The organism is Terribium retamae (assembly GCF_022347545.1).
Lineage (GTDB): Bacteria > Pseudomonadota > Alphaproteobacteria > Rhizobiales > Rhizobiaceae > Mesorhizobium > Mesorhizobium retamae.
Map to the genome: position 1 here is coordinate 1 of NZ_JAKREW010000033.1, position 16,142 is coordinate 16,142.

The following is a 16,142-nucleotide window of genomic DNA, read 5'->3' on the forward strand; positions in this document are numbered from 1 at the left end:
GCCGGGGGCGGCGCCGGCGGCGATGCCGCTGTGGCCCATGGCGGCGCCGGAGGCACCGCGCTTTCTCGCGATGGACAGGACGGCGAAAATGCAACCTCGGGCGATGGCGGTGGCGGCGGTGGCGGCGGCTACAATGGCATCGTCACGCCCAGCCTGATGAACGGTACCACGCTGTCCGGAGGCAATGGCGGCAAGGGCGGCGATGCCCACCCAAGCCTTGTTGGCGGTGGCGGCGGCGGTGGTGCGGGCGGCTATGGTGCAGTCGCCACCGGCACAGGGATCAGCGTCAATGACGGCGTCATCACCGGCGGCAACGGCGGGAGGGGCGGTGCATCGGGCAATTATGGGAACTTTCCCTACCCCGACACGGGTGGCGACGGCGGCAGCGGCGGGGTCGGCGTCTATTTCGTTGTACCGGGCGCGGAATTCGTAAACGATGGCACCGTTAGGGGCGGCAATGGCGGCGCAGGCGGCGCTGCCGTAAGCCCCGGCCGGGCCGGACATGCCGGCGTCGGGGGCGAGGGTGTCGCTGGAGATAACCTCAAGATTGGCAACTCCATCAACGGCGTCATTGCCGGTGGCAATTCGAATGGTCATATGGGAGCCGGCGGCGCCGGTGTCGTCCTAACCTCGTCCGGGGCAGGCGCCAGCAATCTCGACAATTACGGGAAGATCGTCGGCGGCACCGGCGGCAACGTTGCCCCTGGTTTCAGTGACTATGGCACCGGCGGCGTTGGCCTGTCCGTCACCGGCAATGCCGTGATCTTCAATCGCAACCTGATCGAAGGCGGTGTCGGAGGCACCAATGGCGGCGGCGGCAACGGCGGCACGGGCCTCAAGGCCAATTCCGGCAGCGGCTTCATCAATATCTTCAATCTGAGCGGCGCGACCATTATCGGAGGCCTCGGCGGCGCTCCCGGAAGCGGCGATGTCGGCGGTGTCGGCATCGAGGCCATTGGTGATGTCGTGATCGACAATAGAGCCGGCGCCTCCATTCTTGGCGGGCCCGGCGGCGCGGCCGCCCAAAACACCTCTGGTGGTGTCGGCGTCAAGCTCAGCAATCGAGCCAGTGTCGGCAACGCCGGCACGATTGCCGGCACCGGAGGTGTGATCGCCGGAAGCGGCGCCGAACTCACCAACGCCTTGGTGCTCAACAACGCTACCGGGTCGATCGAAGGCGGTCATGGCAACGGGGCCTCGCAAGGGGCCGCTGCCATCCGCGGCTACAACGCCGACGTGGTCAATGCCGGCCGCATCGTTGGCGGCCGGGCAAATGACGGGACGGGCGCACAGTCTGCCGCGATCATGTTCACAGGTGGGACCAACAGCCTGGAAATCCACTCCGGCTCGACCATCGTCGGCGACGTGGTGGGCAACGGCTTTTCCGACACGCTGGCGCTCGGCGGTGCCGCCAACGACACCTTCGACATGTCGCAGGTCGACGACGTCGCTCAATATCAGGGTTTCGAACATCTCCGGAAGTCCGGCTCCAGCACCTGGACGCTGACCGGCGTCGCGACGACCAACGCGGATTGGAACGTCGTGCAAGGCACGTTGGCCGTCACCAACAGCAGTGCGCTCGGCGGCGGCGCCGTCGTCGTGGATGGCAGTCTCGGCCAATCGAGCGTTGAATTCAGCGGATCGGGGACAAGTGCCGGTGCTCGCGGCTTCACGCTGCAGGACGGCGGCTCGCTGGTCTTCAGGGACAACACCGATGCCGGCAGTTCGACCATCGACATCGCCTCGGGCGGGATCGGTGGCGTCCAGTTCACCGGCACCAGCAGCGCAGCTTCGGCGACGATCAACAGCCACGCAGCGCCTGGCGCGGTCGGTGTCTATTTCCGCCAACAGAGCACAGCGGGTAATGCCACGATCAACAGCTCCAACGGGACGATCGTCTCGTTTTCCGGCAGCAGCAACGCCGGAACGGCCCAGCTCACCAATAATGCCGCGACGACCTGGTTTACCCAGACCAGCAGCGCTGGATCCGCAACGATCGTCAACAACCAAGGCGCGACCACCGAATTCCGCAATTCCTCGGCTGCCAGCGGCGCTCGGATCACCAACAATAATGGCGGCGCGCTGCGCTTCTTCGATACGAGCACAGCTTTGAATGCGACGGTGGCGAATGGCGCCGGCGGCGTGGTCGATATCAGCGGGTTGACGGCGACGGGCATTTCCATCGGAGCGCTCTCCGGCGACGGGTCGGTCGTTCTCGGGTCCAAGGTGCTGACGATCGGCAATCTCAACGCGAGCGGCGCTATCGGTGGCGTCGTCAGCGGGCAAGGCGGTTCGTTCGTGAAGTCGGGCACCGGAACGCTCATACTCTCCGGCGCGAACACTTACAGCGGCGGCACGACCGTCTCGGGCGGTTCGCTCGAGGTCACCAGCGATGCCAATCTGGGCGACGCGGCGGGTGGGCTTACGCTTGACGGCGGCTTCCTGAAAGCCAGCGCGAGCTTCGACAGCAGCCGCGCCGTCCTGCTGTCGGGCCAGGGCGGTTTCGATGTGGATGGTGGTGCGACGCTGGCGCTTGGCGGCGTCGTCGGCGGTGCCGGCGATCTGCTCAAGCGCGGAAGCGGTACGCTCGCGCTGACGGGTACAAACAGCTATGGCGGCAACACGCTGGTGGAGGCCGGTGAGTTGATCGGAAACACGGCCTCGATCCGCGGCGATATCGGCAATGCGGCAACGCTGGTGTTTGACCAGTCGGTCGATGCAAGCTTTCTCGGCAACGTTGGCGGGCTGGACGGCGCGAATGGCCGGATGGTCAAGCGCGGCGGTGGCGAGCTGACCCTTGCCGGCGCTTCCGGCCTCGATTGGACCGTGGAATCGGGCCGGCTGGTTTCGGCGGCGGAGCGATTTGCGGGCAGCGTCGCAATCGGCGCGGCGGGCACGTTCACCTTCGACCAGGGAACCGATAGCCGCTACACCGGGGTGCTTTCCGGTGAGGGCCATTTCACCAAAACGGGAACCGGCGTCCTGCAGTTGTCGGAGAACAGCTCCGGCTTCGCTGGCGTCACGACCGTTGCGGCCGGCGTGCTCTCGCTGGAGCGCAGCGCTGTCCTCGGCGGAACGCTTATGGTCGCAAGTGGTGGCACGCTTGCCGGGACCGGCACCGTGGGCACAGCCACCATTGCGTCGGCCGGCACGCTTGCGCCCGGAAACTCCATCGGCACCCTGACCGTCAACGGCGACCTCACCTTTCAGGCTGGTTCACGCTTGCTCGTGGAAGCCAATCCAGGGGGAACCGACAGCGATCTGATCAAGGTGGGCGGCAAGGCGCTGCTGAACGGAGGTTCGGTCACCCATATCGGCGCAAACGGAAACTACGATCTCCGTTCGACCTACACCATCCTGTCGGCGGGGACATTGAGCGGAACGTTCGAAACGGTCACCTCCAATTTCGCGTTCCTGACACCACAGCTGATTTACGACTACGGTGCGGGTAAGGTTGATCTGGAACTTAGCCGCAACGATCGGAACTTCGCGTCCGCGGCACTCACTCCCAACCAGAAGGCGACGGCCGCCGGCATCGAAAGCATTGGCCTTGATGGCGGCAACCGCGTCTATGACGCCATCGCCCAGCTCCCGGACGACACCGGCCTGATCCGCGCTTCCTTCGACACGCTGTCCGGCGAGATCCACGCCTCGGCGCGCAGCGCGCTCGTCGAGGACAGTCATTTTGTCCGCGATGCTGCCAGCGATCGTATCCGCGCGGCTTTTGAAGGTGTAGGCGCGGCACCGGTTCCGGTCCTTTCCTACGCCGGCGGTGAGGCCAGCCTGACCCCGGCGACGGGTGAGGCCCTTGTGGTCTGGGGTCGCGCCTTCGGTGCCTGGAAAACTCTTGACAGCGATGGCAACGCTGCGCGTCTCGACCATTCCACCGGCGGCTTCATCACCGGCGGTGACGTTGCGCTCGGCGAGACATGGCGCATCGGTCTCCTGGCCGGTTACAGCCATACATCCTTGCATGTCGATGACCGGGCCTCGTCCGGTTCGTTCGAGAATTATCACTTGGGTGTGTATGGCGGCACGCAATATGGAGCGCTCGGCATCCGCACAGGCCTCGCCTATACCTGGCATGATCTCGATACAGAGCGCTCTGTCGCCATTCCCGGTTTCAGTGACAGCCTGAACAACTCCTATGACGCCGGAACTTTCCAGGCGTTCGGCGAACTGAGCTATCGGGTGGATACGGCAAGCGTCTCCTTCGAACCCTTCGCCAATCTCGCCTACGTCAATCTCCACACAGATGCTTTTTCGGAGAACGGTGGCGCGGCGGCTCTATCGGGCGCAAGCGGCACAACCCAGACCACCTTCACGACCCTGGGCGTAAGGGCGTCGGCAGACGTGCCTGTCTCCTCCATGCAGGCGACCGTTCGTGGCATGGTAGGATGGCGGCACGCCTTGGGCGACACGACACCGCTGTCCACCCATCGCTTTGTCGGCTCCGGTGCTTTCGAGATCGCCGGAACGCCGATCGCCAAGGATGCGGCTGTGATCGAAGCCGGGATGGACTTCGCTATGACGAAGGCCGCCACTTTGAGTCTCTCTTATGAGGGCCAGTTCGGCGAGGGTGCCCGGCAAAACGGCTTCGACGCGACATTGCAACTGAGGTTTTGATCAGGAAGCTGGGCTCTCGGAACGCGGGCCACACCGCGGGTGACGGAAAGCGCGCCGGAGCTGCCCGGGAGCAGCGTGACTGACAGGCATGTCAGGGATCGCCGCGTCCTTTTGCCGACGCCGAACGCCTTGCAATTAGTGGGAAGGTGTCCGCCGAACGTAACAAATTTGGAACTTCCATTGGCACGATCCGTTCGTTCTGGCGGAGGAAAACCGATGAGAGTTTTCATTCTGATCGCCATGCTGACCGCTGTTGGATGCGACGACGGTCCCCCGATTCAGAAGGGTGAAGGGCCCATCACGCAAAAAGCCGAGGCAGATCGAGCTCCTGGCTTGTCAGTAGGCGCAGATAGCAATCAGCAAAAAGTCCAGCCAGCAAGTTCGCCGCAATAGGAGTTCTTTTGTTTCCAAACGATCAGGTGTTTACCGGGGAGATCGGACTGGTGGTGCTCACTCTTGTGCAGATCTTTGCGGCAGCTCTCGTCGGCTTGGCGATTTTTATGCGTCGCGAAAATGCGACAGTCAAACCGAGCACTGGGAACGCCAATCGTCTGGACAACGAATAGGTTCCCGCCCGTTGTCATGCTTCACATGATTGCCGGGCTGTCTCTTATCGCACGACCTCAACTTGGTTGTATGCCCTCAGGCCAAATTGCGCGTGTCACGGTGAAACCACAGGCCGACGGGGTTCCAACTTGAGCTTCAGGGGCGGTCGGCGCTGCTGATGAACGCCCCGAAAGTCTATCCGAATATGCGCATCGCTGCGTCGGGTGAAAGGTGGTAGCGGAGGAGGGATTTGAACCCCCGACACAAGGATTATGATTCCTCTGCTCTAACCAACTGAGCTACTCCGCCACACTGGCTGGCAAGGGTTTGGCACGCCACGAAAATCGCTGCAGAGCCAAGGGCCTTGCCAAGGTCGCGCGGATATAAGGTGGTGGTAGCAACCCTGTCAAGCACGCAGAAGCGGCGTGATTGGAGAAATAAGCACACAAGTTGTTTTCGGGCGGAATCCCAGGAGGGCAGGCAGGTTGTGGCGCAACCACGTATGAGATTCCTCATGCAAGAAGGCTCTCGCGGAGCTAAATCACTTAGCCTTCGTTGTGCCGCCTCACCGAAAAGCGGTGTATCGGGGTATGGCCAATCCATCTGGCAAAGGCCACGGGGTTGAGTTCGGCGAGGTGCACCGCTATGTCTCAACCGACGATTTTCGCGCGAAATGTTTGAGTTCCTGATTTGATGAAACCGCGTATAGCAGTCCTCGGATGCGGGTACTGGGGCAGCAACCATATCCGGACGCTGAAGGGGCTAGGCGCACTTCATGCGGTTTCGGACGTCAATCTTGCGCGCGCTGAAGGATTTGCCAGCGAGCAGGAATGCCTTGCCATCGCACCCGACGACCTCTTCGGTCGTGAAGATGTCGATGCCATCGTCATGGCGCTGCCGCCGCAATTCCACGCCGAGTTCGCGATCCGCGCCGTCGAGAACGGCAAGGATGTCCTGGTGGAAAAGCCGATCGCACTGACCGTGCCGGATGCCGAACGCTCGGTTCAAGCCGCAAAAGACAACCGTCGCGTGTTCATGGTTGGCCATGTGCTGCGCTTTCATCCGGCTTTCGAGAAGCTGAAAGCGCTGGTCGACGAAGGTGAACTCGGTGAAATCCGCTACATTCACTCCCACCGTCTCGGCCTCGGCAAGTTCCACACCGAGAACGACGCGCTATGGGACCTGGCGCCGCATGACCTGTCGATGATCCTGGCGCTCACCGGAACGGAGCCGCTGGAGGTTCGCGGTGAAGGGGCTGCTCTGCTCGACCATCTCAGTGATTTCGCGCATCTGCATATGCGCTTTCCGAACAATCTGAGAAGCCACCTGTTCGCTTCCCGCCTCAACCCCTACCGCGAACGGCGGCTGACCGTGGTCGGCGAAAAGGCCATGGCGGTGTTCGACGACGTCGAGCCTTGGGAAAGAAAGCTCGCCGTCTATCATCACGCGGTGTGGCAGGATAGCGGCCAGTGGGCATTCACCACCAACGAGCCGACCTATGTCGGGATCGAACAGGGCATGCCGCTGACGCGGGAGCTGCAACACTTCATCCAGTGCATCGAAACGCGAGCGGAACCACGCACGGATGGCGAGGAAGCAATCCGCGTGCTGCGCATCCTTACGGCAGGCACGGTGGCCCACGGTCGCCTCGCGGGCTGATATTCTGCGATAGAGCGGCGCTTATTCTGCGGCGATCGCCGAGGAGGGCTTGCCGGTCAAGCGGCTCAGCATGGCCTCCGCTTCCGCACCTCTCTCCGAACGTTCGATAAAGCCGCCGCCGAAGACCCGAGCCTCATTGGCGTCGTCTGAATAGAGGACGCAGGCCTGGCCCGGCGCGATACCGGATTCGCCATCGACAAGTTCGACCCATGTGCTGCCGCCGTGATGGTGCAGCACGGCCGGACGCGGTGGACGTGTCGAGCGAACCTTGGCGAACAGCTCGAGGCCGGCGGCGGGAATATCGGCGAGATCGCCGTCACCCAGCCAGTTCATCGACCGCAGATAGATCTTGTGCGTTTCCAGCGCCTCGCGCGGCCCGACGATCACACGCGAACGGTCGGCGTCGAGATGAACGACGTAGAGCGGTTCACCCGAAGCGACGCCGATGCCGCGTCTCTGGCCAATCGTATACCGCAAGATGCCCTCATGCCGGCCCAGCACGCGCCCGTCGATGTGAACGATGTCACCGGGATTGGCGGCTGTAGGCTTCAGCTTCGCAATGACGTCGGAATATTTGCCCTGCGGCACGAAACAGATGTCCTGGCTGTCCTGCTTAGCAGCCACCACCAGCCCCATCTCTTCGGCCATGGCGCGCACATCGGGCTTCGAAAGACCACCGAGAGGGAAGCGCAGATAGTCGATCTGTGCCTGGGTCGTCGCAAACAGGAAATAGCTCTGGTCTCGGTCAGCATCGACCGGACGGTATAGCGCGCGATGGGCGCCGTTGGCCCTGGAGCGAATGTAATGCCCGGTGGCCAAGGCATCGGCGCCCAGATCCTGCGCGGTCGCCAACAGGTCGGCAAACTTGACGGTCTGGTTGCACGAAACGCAGGGGATAGGCGTCTCACCCGCAACGTAGCTCTCGGCAAAAGGATTGATCACGGCCTTACGGAAACGCTCTTCATAGTCGAGCACGTAATGCGGTATTCCGAGCGTTTCCGAGACACGGCGGGCGTCATCGATGTCCTGACCCGCACAGCAGGATCCGGCCCGGTGTGTGGCGGCGCCGTGATCATAGAGCTGCAGGGTGACACCCACGACATCGTAGCCCTCGCGCTTCAGAAGGCCTGCCACGACCGAGGAGTCGACGCCGCCGGACATGGCGACGACGACACGTGTGTCTTCTGGGCGTCCAGGAAGGTCCAGGCTGTTCATAGTGTCAGTTCCGAAATCCAACCGCAAACGAGCGGCTCCGACTATATAGGGTATAGGCAACGCAGACGCCAGCGCGTGCGGGCAGGCCTACTGCATCGCGAAATGCGGCAATTATCTCAAAAGCTTATGAAAAGCCTAACGTGAGATTCATGAACGTTACTTATCCATGAGCAACCGCTTAGGCAATTTTTAAAGCTGTGGCGGTACTGTGGCAGGGATTGGTTCTGTGAGTTTTCAGTAGAGAGTACGATGACCGATCTGGTTAGACCGCGAGTCAAATATGTTATTGGGCCTGACGGCAGCCCTCTTACGATTGCCGATCTGCCGCCGACGAACACGCGCCGCTGGGTTATCCGGCGCAAGGCGGAAGTGGTTGCTGCAGTGCGGGGCGGTTTGCTCAGCCTGGACGAAGCCTGTCAGCGCTACAAGCTTACCACCGAAGAATTCCTTTCCTGGCAGGCTTCCATTGACGAGTATGGATTGGCCGGCCTACGCACCACGCGGATTCAGCAATACCGGCACTGATTGTGCCATATCAGGCGTGGAAAGGCGCGGTGTCCGCGCCTTTTTGTTGCATGCAGTCGCCTACGGGCGGGACTAGATCGTAAGAACGATCTTGCCCGCAGGTTTGCCGGCCAGGAAACTATGAGCTGCTCCGGCTTCTTCCAATGGAAATGTCCTGGCGAGCTGCACGTCGAGCTTGCCTGCTTCGATGAGCTTGGCCAGTTCGCTCAAACCAGTCTGGTCCGGCACAACCGAAATGTGCTCGTGACGGATGTTGCGTGCCCTGGCCTCGGCCTTGGCTTCGTCGGAAATGCCAAGCAACGATACCAGGACCCCGCCAGCTTTCAGCGTTTTGAGCGAGCGCTCCGCGTTTTCACCGCCGATCGGTTCAAGCACGATATCCATGTCCGATAAGGCAGCGGAAAAGTCGGTCGCTGCATAGTCGATCACCTCGTCCGCGCCGAGGTTGCGTACAAAATCGAGTTTGGACGAACTGGTCGTTGCTACGACATGGGCTCCACGTGCCTTGGCGATCTGGACGGCCAGATGTCCAACGCCGCCGGCCGCAGCCTGGATAAGTACCCGCTGGCCGGATGCTATCCGTCCGGCGCCGACCAATGCCTGCCACGCGGTCAACCCGGCGAGGGGCAGGGCGCCGGCATGGAGGTGATCGATATTGTAAGGCTTGCGGACAAGGTCTCGGGCTGGAGATGCTACCAGTTCCGCGTAGGCGGCCGCCTCCTTCGGGAACCTTGGCATGCCGAAAACTTCATCGCCGACCGCGAAGTCGTTTGTGTCCGGGCCGACTTTTTCGACGACACCGGAAATATCCCAGCCGACGGTAAAAGGCGGCTGCCCAAGCAGTGGATAGGCACCGCTGCGGACAGCCGTATCCACCGGGTTGATGCCCGCGGCATGCACCCGCACGAGAACCTCGCCCTTGTTCGGGATCGGGTCGGGCCGATCTGCGAGGGTCAGTACTTCGGGGCCGCCGACGCTGGTCTGAACAATGGCACGCATGGGTATCTCCTGTTTGATGGTCACTATACAAAAGATAGTGCCTATCCATTGTCTAGTACGTACCTTTTTGATATATAGATACCTTATGTATAGTGATGATTGCGAACCCTATGGCTACGATGCGTTCCGGCGGACCTGTCCGTCGCATGCGGTGCTTGAGATGTTATCGAGTAAATGGGTCTATCTGACCGTGGGCGCGTTGCGGCGCGGCCGCATGCGTCATGGCGAGCTGGCGCGGAAGATGGAGGGTATCACGCCGAAGATGCTTACCCAGACCTTGCGTACCCTGGAACGGGACGGGCTGGTTCGACGCGAGATTTTCCCGGTCATTCCGCCGCGGGTCGAATACGAGCTGACAGCGTTGGGGCACGACCTTGCCGGCTTGCTCGACCAAATTCGCCAGTGGTCCGAGGTTCATGTGCCCGATATCAGAAGCGCGCGCCTTGCGGCGCAAGAGGGCACTCTGTAGACGGGCCGCCCGCTGACCGTAGCGCCACGGGCGGAATTAAAGGTTCTGGGCGGCTAAAGACGGCTGGAATACGCCATCAGCCTATCATCGCGCTGCGGCTACCGGTTTCCGGCTCGCGTACACGCGAATCACGTGATTCCAACATCTCGGCCTTGGCCAGTTCGGCTTCGGCTTCGGTGAGAAGCGCCTCGGCAGCACTGCGCTGCTGGCCAAGATCCGCCTGGGAGTTTCTCAAATTGTCGCGCCGCAATCGCGCAGCTTTGGCGAAGGTTGGGTATGCGAAGTGATTGATGTCGGTAATGCCGGCTTTCTTCTCTTCCGCGGAGATCTGGAATTCCAACTCTCCGGCCATGCGCTCGAATTCGGCGATCATCATGTCGAGCTGCAGAAGCTGCCGCCGTTTCTCATTCACCTGAAACTGCTTCAGTCGAACGAGGTTCTCGCGTGACTTCATGATTCGGTACTCCTGCCAACGCACACATGCACAATTGCCTCGCTGGCCTCGCGAGGCACTGGTGTCGCCCGTATTCTCCCCTTGGTTTCCGAAATTCTATGGAAAACAAATTCCTAAAGATTTTTCCGGACGGTAACCATTCGTTTACGGGCATTGTTAATCATACGGGCCAGGGCTTAAGGCCGGGTAAAAATTTCGACCTTGGCGTGGGGCGCAAGAGATGAGTCCGTAGAGTCGGTTACGGCACTTTCTTAAAGTGCTGATTCAATAATTTGCTCGAGGAATCATCATTGGATTCAAGTGTGTGTGGAAAGAGGTTAAAAATTCTGGTATCGCTTCGAACACGAAATTAGGATTTGTTAACCATTCAGTGGCAGCTTCGGCTTAGGCAATCACTGCTCCGGTCCCGGACGGGTCTTGAAATGGTCCGGCAGCAGAAAGGGGAATGAAATGCGCGTTCTGCTGATAGAAGATGACAGTGCAACCGCCCAGAGCATCGAACTGATGCTCAAGTCCGAAAGCTTCAACGTCTACACCACCGATCTCGGTGAGGAAGGCGTCGATCTCGGCAAGCTCTATGATTACGACATCATTCTCCTGGACCTGAACCTCCCGGATATGTCGGGTTACGAAGTCCTGCGCACGCTGCGCCTTTCCAAGGTGAAGACGCCGATCCTGATCCTCTCCGGCATGGCTGGTATCGAGGACAAGGTGCGTGGCCTCGGCTTTGGTGCCGACGACTATATGACCAAGCCTTTCCATAAGGACGAGCTGGTAGCGCGCATCCACGCCATCGTGCGCCGCTCCAAGGGGCATGCCCAGTCGGTCATCGCGACCGGGGAACTCATCGTCAATCTCGACGCCAAGACCGTCGAAGTCGCTGGCCAGCGCGTGCACCTGACCGGCAAGGAATATCAGATGCTGGAACTGCTCTCGTTGCGCAAGGGCACGACGCTGACCAAGGAAATGTTCCTGAACCACCTCTATGGCGGCATGGACGAACCGGAATTGAAGATCATCGACGTCTTCATCTGCAAGCTGCGCAAGAAGCTCGACGCTGCCTCCGGCGGCCAGAACTACATCGAAACGGTCTGGGGACGCGGTTACGTGTTGCGCGAACCGGAAGAGATCCGCGAAAGCGCGTGACCGCGCTCACAATCGAACATCGAAAGACCCGGCCTGTGCCGGGTTTTTTGTTGGGGTCGGAGCCCGGCTATGTACCGCCTCCTGGCTGGTCTGCAGCGCCCGGAACCGATCCAGCAACTGGACACGATTGAAGGGCTTCAGCAGGTAGCCATGCGCGCCGGCGCGCTTCGCGCGCATGATTGTGCCGAGATCGAGTTCCACCAAAAGAGCGACGATCTGCGGAGCGACCGGGCTGCCGAGTGCGCGTATGTGGCCGATGAATTCGGGCAGTTGCATGTCTTGCATCGATACATCGAAAACGATGATATCCGGCATTTCGGCAGCGCATAGGTCGATTGCTTCCCTGCCGGCAGCAGCCTCGATGACCAGCATGCTTTCGCTGGTCAGAATCCGCTTGGCGACCTTGCGGATCACGCTCGACTTGTCGACGAACATGCAGCGTTTCATGCCACCCTCCTTTCCCGCACAAGGATGCGGGTCCTGCCCTTCTGTTAGAATATTAGGGGTGGGCGTTTAAAAAGCGGAAAAGGCAATGCGTAAAATTTGCACGAGACAGCCAGCCTCGTGCAATTGGCGTTCATACGTCCTGCGTTGCAGCGAAGGCTGCTCGCGCACGCAATGCGCAGATCCCGTGCAGCCTAGGCGGCCGTTAGAACGATTTCGTCTGCCGTGGCACGGATCGTGATCGTCATGCCAGCCTCCCGCGCCAGCAGCAATGTGTAATAAGGCTGGACGGAATGGGCATCGATCGGCTCGTCGGGTTTGCCACCCGAATGAAGTTCGAGGAATTTCGGCGGAACCCGCAACATCGGACCGCTTGCCGCGAGGGTGAAGCGCGGTTCGGTTTCCAGCTCTTCCAGCGTTATGGCAAGCCTGCCGCCCCGTGGAATGGCCGCGTTGGCGATCAGAACCAGGTTCAGCAGCAGCTTGACCTTGTTTTTCGGCAACAGAGCGCGGCCACCTGTCCAGGTCAATTCGGGTTTTTCATTCTTGAGGTAGGCGACCGTGACCGCTTCCGCGTCACCGGTGTCGATGAGCATGCCGGCTGACCCGGCAGCGCCATAGGCAATTCGGGCGAATTGCAGCCGGGCCGAGGCGTTGCGAGCGCTCTGTCGAATAAGGTTCATGGCGTCCTCATCGGCGCCACCTTCATCGAGCAGTTCCAGACCATTGTTGATTGCGCCGACCGGCGAAATGATGTCGTGGCAAACCTTGCTGCAAAGCAGCGCCGCGAGTTCGGATGGAGTCAGGGTGAAAAGGTCAGCCATGGAACCCTCAAGAAAAGAAGCAACAGCGCTTGGATCTTTGTCCATCGCACCGATCGCGCGAATCACGCTTTCCCCAATTCTGTCTGGATATACGTCGCGTCCGGGCGGAGCAACATTCCTGGAGGGGCGCGCCGGAAGCGCCGTTCCCGCCGGGCGGCAAGAAACAGCTTTCCCGGCCTTCGAACCGCCATCATCGGATGAGAGCTTAATGGTTGAAAAAGAATTACGGCATAATTTGCAAGGAAATGGCACCGGAAGCGGCCGCTTGAGAGTCGCGGGTGCGAGGCGTCGGCGAAGGTGCTCCCAGACGGAGATTGGAAGCATGCATTCCCGATTTCGCGATTGGCGCATCCCCCGCGCTTTCGCTTTGACGATCGCCCTTTTGGGCTTTTTCACCCTTTCGCTCCAGGCGTCATATGCCCAGCAGTACACGTCGCAGGAAATCGTCGATTCGGGCCACAAGTTCTTCGGCGAAACTTCGGGTGGGCTGGCTACCGTGGTTGAGAAGATCTTCTCCACTTACGGCTTGCCGAATGGCTACGTGCTTGGCGAAGAGGGCTCCGGTGCCTTCGTGGGCGGCCTTACCTATGGCGAGGGCAAGCTCTACACCAAGAATGCCGGCGACCATAAGGTCTATTGGCAAGGTCCCTCATTGGGCTGGGATTTTGGCGGTCAGGGCTCGCGGGTCATGATCCTCGTCTACAATCTCGACGACGTCAGCAACCTCTACAACCGCTTTGCAGGCGTTGCAGGTTCAGCCTACATCGTCGCAGGGTTAGGCTTCAACGTGCTCAAGGCCGGTAACGTGCTTCTGGTGCCGATCCGCACCGGTGTCGGGGCCAGGCTCGGTGTCAATCTGGGCTATTTGAAGCTTACCCAGCAACCGACTTGGAATCCGTTCTGAGAGAAATCTTGTGACAATGACCGGCGGATCGTGAGAGGGAGGCGATCCGCCGAAATACTGGATTTTGCATATCAGACCATGCAAAACTTCTCCTGCCGGCGCTGCCGCCGAACCTTACGGATAGGCCATCTTGGTTCAATCGATCCTCTTCTTCCTCCTCGGCTTCCTTTGCGCCGGATTTCTTGTGGTTCTGATCGCCCCGGCTGCCTGGAAGCGAGCCGTCGCGCTGACACGGAAGCGCATCGAGGCGGCGATGCCTCTAACCTCTGCCGAACTCAGGGCAGACAAGGACCGCCTGCGCGCGGAGTTCGCTGTGACGGCGCGTCGGTTGGAGATGGACGCCAAGACTTCCAAGGAAAGCGCCAATGAGCGCTTCATCGAGATCAACCGCGTCCGCGAGGAACTGAAGCAAGTTGCAGGCGATGCCGCGAAGAAGAGCGAAGCCATCGCTGCGCTCGAAATGGCGGAAGGAGAGCTGCAAAAGAAATTGCAGCAGCGGGAAGCAGAGATTGCCCGCCTGTCGGCCAGACTCAGCGAACTGGAGGTCAGCGCAGATAAGAAGAAGGAAGAGATAGAGAAGCTTGAGCGTCTTTACGAAGAGGCAAGCTTCGCATCTTCGAACAGGCAGATCGAGCTGGCGGCGCGTGAATCCGAAATCGAAAAGCTGAACAATGATGTGTCTGTGCTGAGAGCGCAACGCAAGGAAGCGGACAAGCGACATCAGGAGATTGCGAGAGAGGGCAAGTCCGCCATCGATGCCCTGGCCAACGAAAAGAAGAAGCTGGCGGAGCGGGAAAAGAAACTCGAGCAACTTCTGTCGACATTGGCCGACCGCGATGAAACGCTGGATCGGCGTGAGCGGGAACTGGCGAAGCTTAGGGAAGAGATGAAGAAGAAGAAGGGGCCGTCGACAGAAGTGTTTCTTCGAAATGGACGGGGTGTTGGTGGCACAGGCGACCAGCGCCGCGAGGAGGATCGTGCCGCGACGCAACTATCCCCGTTGCTCGCAGGGGCAACTGGGAGTGAAACCGAAAAGGCAGTTTCCAAGCTCAACAACGATCGTGAGCGCCTGGAAGCGAGACTCACCACACTCGTGCGTGAGAACAAGAAGCTACGCGCGGGAGGGGCCTCTTTCGAAGCGGGCCAGAATGATGGCGCAAGAGAAAAGCGCGAGGGTGCATTGCTGCGCGAACAAATGCAGGATCTTGCAGCGGAGATCATTACCCTTACAGCCGCTCTGGAAGGCCCGAATTCGGAAGTCGCCAAGGCACTTGCTGCACCGGACGCGGACACGCAAGGGACCGGCAATAGCACCGCTATCCGCAGCATTGCCGAACGTGTTCGTGCACTGCAAAAGGTCGCGCCGACCGGCTGACGGCTCCCATGCTACGAAGCGAGTGTCCGATCCATATATTCGGGCCAGTGTTGCGGTTCGCTTTCCGTTGAAGCGAAGTGGTGAAGGGCAATGGCCGATGCCGCCGCCACATTGAGGCTGTCGAAGTTCTTGGCCATATTGATGCGTACGGTCTGCATGCGTGCCAGCAAGGCATCCGGCAGACCTTCTCCCTCCGTTCCCAGATAGAGCGCGACCCTCCCTGAGGTTTTGATATGGCGGATATCCGTTCTGCCGCGCGGGGAGAGTGCGAAAGTATCGAAGCCCCTTGCCATGAGATCGGCAGCCAAGCTGGTGGGGTTAGGGACAGTCGCGAAGGGCACCTTGAGCGCCGCGCCGACCGAGACGCGAATTGCCTTGCGATAGAGCGGATCGCAGCAAGTGGGGTCGATGAGCACCGCGTCAGCCCCGAAGGCGGCGGCGTTACGGAAGATCGCTCCCAGATTGTCGTGGTTTGCGATGCCCACGGCCACTACGATCAGAGCCTGGTCGGCAAGGCCGTCGAAAATGTCGGCTGCATCGAGCGCCGGGCCCTTTTCCCCTATCGCGAGCACACCTCGATGAATGGGAAAGCCGGCGATCCGATCCATCACCTCCCGGCTCGCCACGTAGACTGGCGGCTTCACCGGCGCGTTTTCAACGATCTCGCTGAGGCCGGCCAACCGGTTCTCCAGGACGAGAATGGATTCCGCCCGGAAGCGGCTGCTGTTGAGAAGCACATTCAGAACGACTTTGCCTTCGGCAATGAAGCGTCCCTGGCGGCCGACGATGTCGCGCTCACGAATGCTAAGAAAGGGGGTCACTCTGGAGTCTGCGGGATCGTCTATTCGGATAATTTCCATACAGCACCGACGGGAAGCGAACGACTTCTCAATTTGCGGCAACGATTCCCGATGCGCAAAGATGCCGTCGCTATAGCCGGGTGGTGTTGGTTTCGG

General features: G+C 60.5%; 13 protein-coding genes and 1 tRNA gene. 7 read left to right on the forward strand and 7 right to left on the reverse strand.

Translation table 11 applies throughout. From position 1 onward, the window contains the following. On the forward strand, positions 1-4,626 hold a 4,626-nt coding region (locus L4923_RS23575), incomplete at its 5' end, for an autotransporter domain-containing protein (RefSeq protein WP_239369549.1). 778 nt (positions 4,627-5,404) lie between these two features. Here L4923_RS23575 and L4923_RS23580 read toward each other — a convergent pair. After that, positions 5,405-5,481, reverse strand: a tRNA-Met gene (locus L4923_RS23580). Positions 5,482-5,865: 384 nt separating this feature from the next. Here L4923_RS23580 and L4923_RS23585 point away from each other — a divergent pair. Next, positions 5,866-6,831: a Gfo/Idh/MocA family protein gene (locus tag L4923_RS23585; RefSeq protein WP_239369550.1), complete on the forward strand. Its 966-nt coding sequence runs from the start codon at positions 5,866-5,868 to the stop codon at positions 6,829-6,831. Between the two features lie 21 nt (positions 6,832-6,852). On the opposite strand, the gene mnmA is transcribed toward L4923_RS23585, so the two are convergent. Then, on the reverse strand, positions 6,853-8,046 hold the full coding sequence (gene mnmA, locus L4923_RS23590) for a tRNA 2-thiouridine(34) synthase MnmA (protein WP_239369551.1): 1,194 nt from the start codon (positions 8,044-8,046) through the stop codon (positions 6,853-6,855). A gap of 249 nt (positions 8,047-8,295) precedes the next feature. Here mnmA and sciP point away from each other — a divergent pair, with 249 nt between their 5' ends. After that, positions 8,296-8,571 carry a CtrA inhibitor SciP gene (gene sciP / locus L4923_RS23595; protein WP_013529904.1) on the forward strand — a complete coding sequence of 92 codons (276 nt, stop codon included), beginning with the start codon at positions 8,296-8,298 and terminating at the stop codon, positions 8,569-8,571. A 72-nt stretch (positions 8,572-8,643) separates the two neighbouring features. Here the strand turns inward: sciP and L4923_RS23600 are convergent, their stop codons facing one another. Continuing rightward, positions 8,644-9,570, reverse strand: coding sequence for an NADP-dependent oxidoreductase (locus tag L4923_RS23600; RefSeq protein WP_239369552.1), 927 nt, complete (start codon positions 9,568-9,570; stop codon positions 8,644-8,646). An 85-nt stretch (positions 9,571-9,655) separates the two neighbouring features. Here L4923_RS23600 and L4923_RS23605 point away from each other — a divergent pair, with 85 nt between their 5' ends. After that, positions 9,656-10,039, forward strand: coding sequence for a winged helix-turn-helix transcriptional regulator (locus tag L4923_RS23605; RefSeq protein WP_343303998.1), 384 nt, complete (start codon positions 9,656-9,658; stop codon positions 10,037-10,039). 76 nt (positions 10,040-10,115) lie between these two features. Here the strand turns inward: L4923_RS23605 and L4923_RS23610 are convergent, their stop codons facing one another. Further along, positions 10,116-10,493 carry a flagellar export protein FliJ gene (locus tag L4923_RS23610; RefSeq protein ID WP_239369554.1) on the reverse strand — a complete coding sequence of 126 codons (378 nt, stop codon included), beginning with the start codon at positions 10,491-10,493 and terminating at the stop codon, positions 10,116-10,118. A gap of 450 nt (positions 10,494-10,943) precedes the next feature. On the opposite strand from L4923_RS23610, the gene ctrA reads away from it, so the two are divergent. Continuing rightward, on the forward strand, positions 10,944-11,639 hold the full coding sequence (ctrA, locus tag L4923_RS23615; RefSeq protein WP_101939002.1) for a response regulator transcription factor CtrA: 696 nt from the start codon (positions 10,944-10,946) through the stop codon (positions 11,637-11,639). A gap of 6 nt (positions 11,640-11,645) precedes the next feature. On the opposite strand, the gene L4923_RS23620 is transcribed toward ctrA, so the two are convergent. Both L4923_RS23620 and chpT read right to left on the reverse strand, forming a co-directional pair. Further along, complete coding sequence (locus L4923_RS23620; RefSeq protein ID WP_239369555.1) at positions 11,646-12,086, reverse strand: response regulator; 441 nt, start codon at positions 12,084-12,086, stop codon at positions 11,646-11,648. A gap of 191 nt (positions 12,087-12,277) precedes the next feature. Further along, positions 12,278-12,907, reverse strand: coding sequence for a histidine phosphotransferase ChpT (gene chpT, locus L4923_RS23625; protein ID WP_239369556.1), 630 nt, complete (start codon positions 12,905-12,907; stop codon positions 12,278-12,280). Between the two features lie 322 nt (positions 12,908-13,229). Here chpT and L4923_RS23630 point away from each other — a divergent pair, with 322 nt between their 5' ends. Both L4923_RS23630 and L4923_RS23635 read left to right on the forward strand, forming a co-directional pair. Further along, positions 13,230-13,811: a DUF1134 domain-containing protein gene (locus L4923_RS23630; protein WP_239369557.1), complete on the forward strand. Its 582-nt coding sequence runs from the start codon at positions 13,230-13,232 to the stop codon at positions 13,809-13,811. Positions 13,812-13,941: 130 nt separating this feature from the next. Continuing rightward, positions 13,942-15,186 carry a coiled-coil domain-containing protein gene (locus L4923_RS23635; RefSeq protein WP_239369558.1) on the forward strand — a complete coding sequence of 415 codons (1,245 nt, stop codon included), beginning with the start codon at positions 13,942-13,944 and terminating at the stop codon, positions 15,184-15,186. A gap of 11 nt (positions 15,187-15,197) precedes the next feature. On the opposite strand, the gene L4923_RS23640 is transcribed toward L4923_RS23635, so the two are convergent. Then, positions 15,198-16,046: a TrmH family RNA methyltransferase gene (locus L4923_RS23640; protein WP_239369606.1), complete on the reverse strand. Its 849-nt coding sequence runs from the start codon at positions 16,044-16,046 to the stop codon at positions 15,198-15,200. Positions 16,047-16,142: the final 96 nt, after the last annotated feature.

What these genes read in the sequence shown, in the direction of transcription:
- L4923_RS23620 (WP_239369555.1), bottom strand. Translation starts at nt 12,086, where the DNA reads ATGAAACGCTGCATGTTCGTCGACAAGTCGAGCGTGATCCGCAAGGTC.
- L4923_RS23630 (WP_239369557.1), top strand. Translation starts at nt 13,230, where the DNA reads ATGCATTCCCGATTTCGCGATTGGCGCATCCCCCGCGCTTTCGCTTTG.
- sciP (WP_013529904.1), top strand. Translation starts at nt 8,296, where the DNA reads ATGACCGATCTGGTTAGACCGCGAGTCAAATATGTTATTGGGCCTGAC.
- chpT (WP_239369556.1), bottom strand. Translation starts at nt 12,907, where the DNA reads ATGGCTGACCTTTTCACCCTGACTCCATCCGAACTCGCGGCGCTGCTT.
- L4923_RS23585 (WP_239369550.1), top strand. Translation starts at nt 5,866, where the DNA reads ATGAAACCGCGTATAGCAGTCCTCGGATGCGGGTACTGGGGCAGCAAC.
- ctrA (WP_101939002.1), top strand. Translation starts at nt 10,944, where the DNA reads ATGCGCGTTCTGCTGATAGAAGATGACAGTGCAACCGCCCAGAGCATC.
- mnmA (WP_239369551.1), bottom strand. Translation starts at nt 8,046, where the DNA reads ATGAACAGCCTGGACCTTCCTGGACGCCCAGAAGACACACGTGTCGTC.
- L4923_RS23600 (WP_239369552.1), bottom strand. Translation starts at nt 9,570, where the DNA reads ATGCGTGCCATTGTTCAGACCAGCGTCGGCGGCCCCGAAGTACTGACC.
- L4923_RS23640 (WP_239369606.1), bottom strand. Translation starts at nt 16,046, where the DNA reads ATGGAAATTATCCGAATAGACGATCCCGCAGACTCCAGAGTGACCCCC.
- L4923_RS23610 (WP_239369554.1), bottom strand. Translation starts at nt 10,493, where the DNA reads ATGAAGTCACGCGAGAACCTCGTTCGACTGAAGCAGTTTCAGGTGAAT.
- L4923_RS23605 (WP_343303998.1), top strand. Translation starts at nt 9,656, where the DNA reads ATGTATAGTGATGATTGCGAACCCTATGGCTACGATGCGTTCCGGCGG.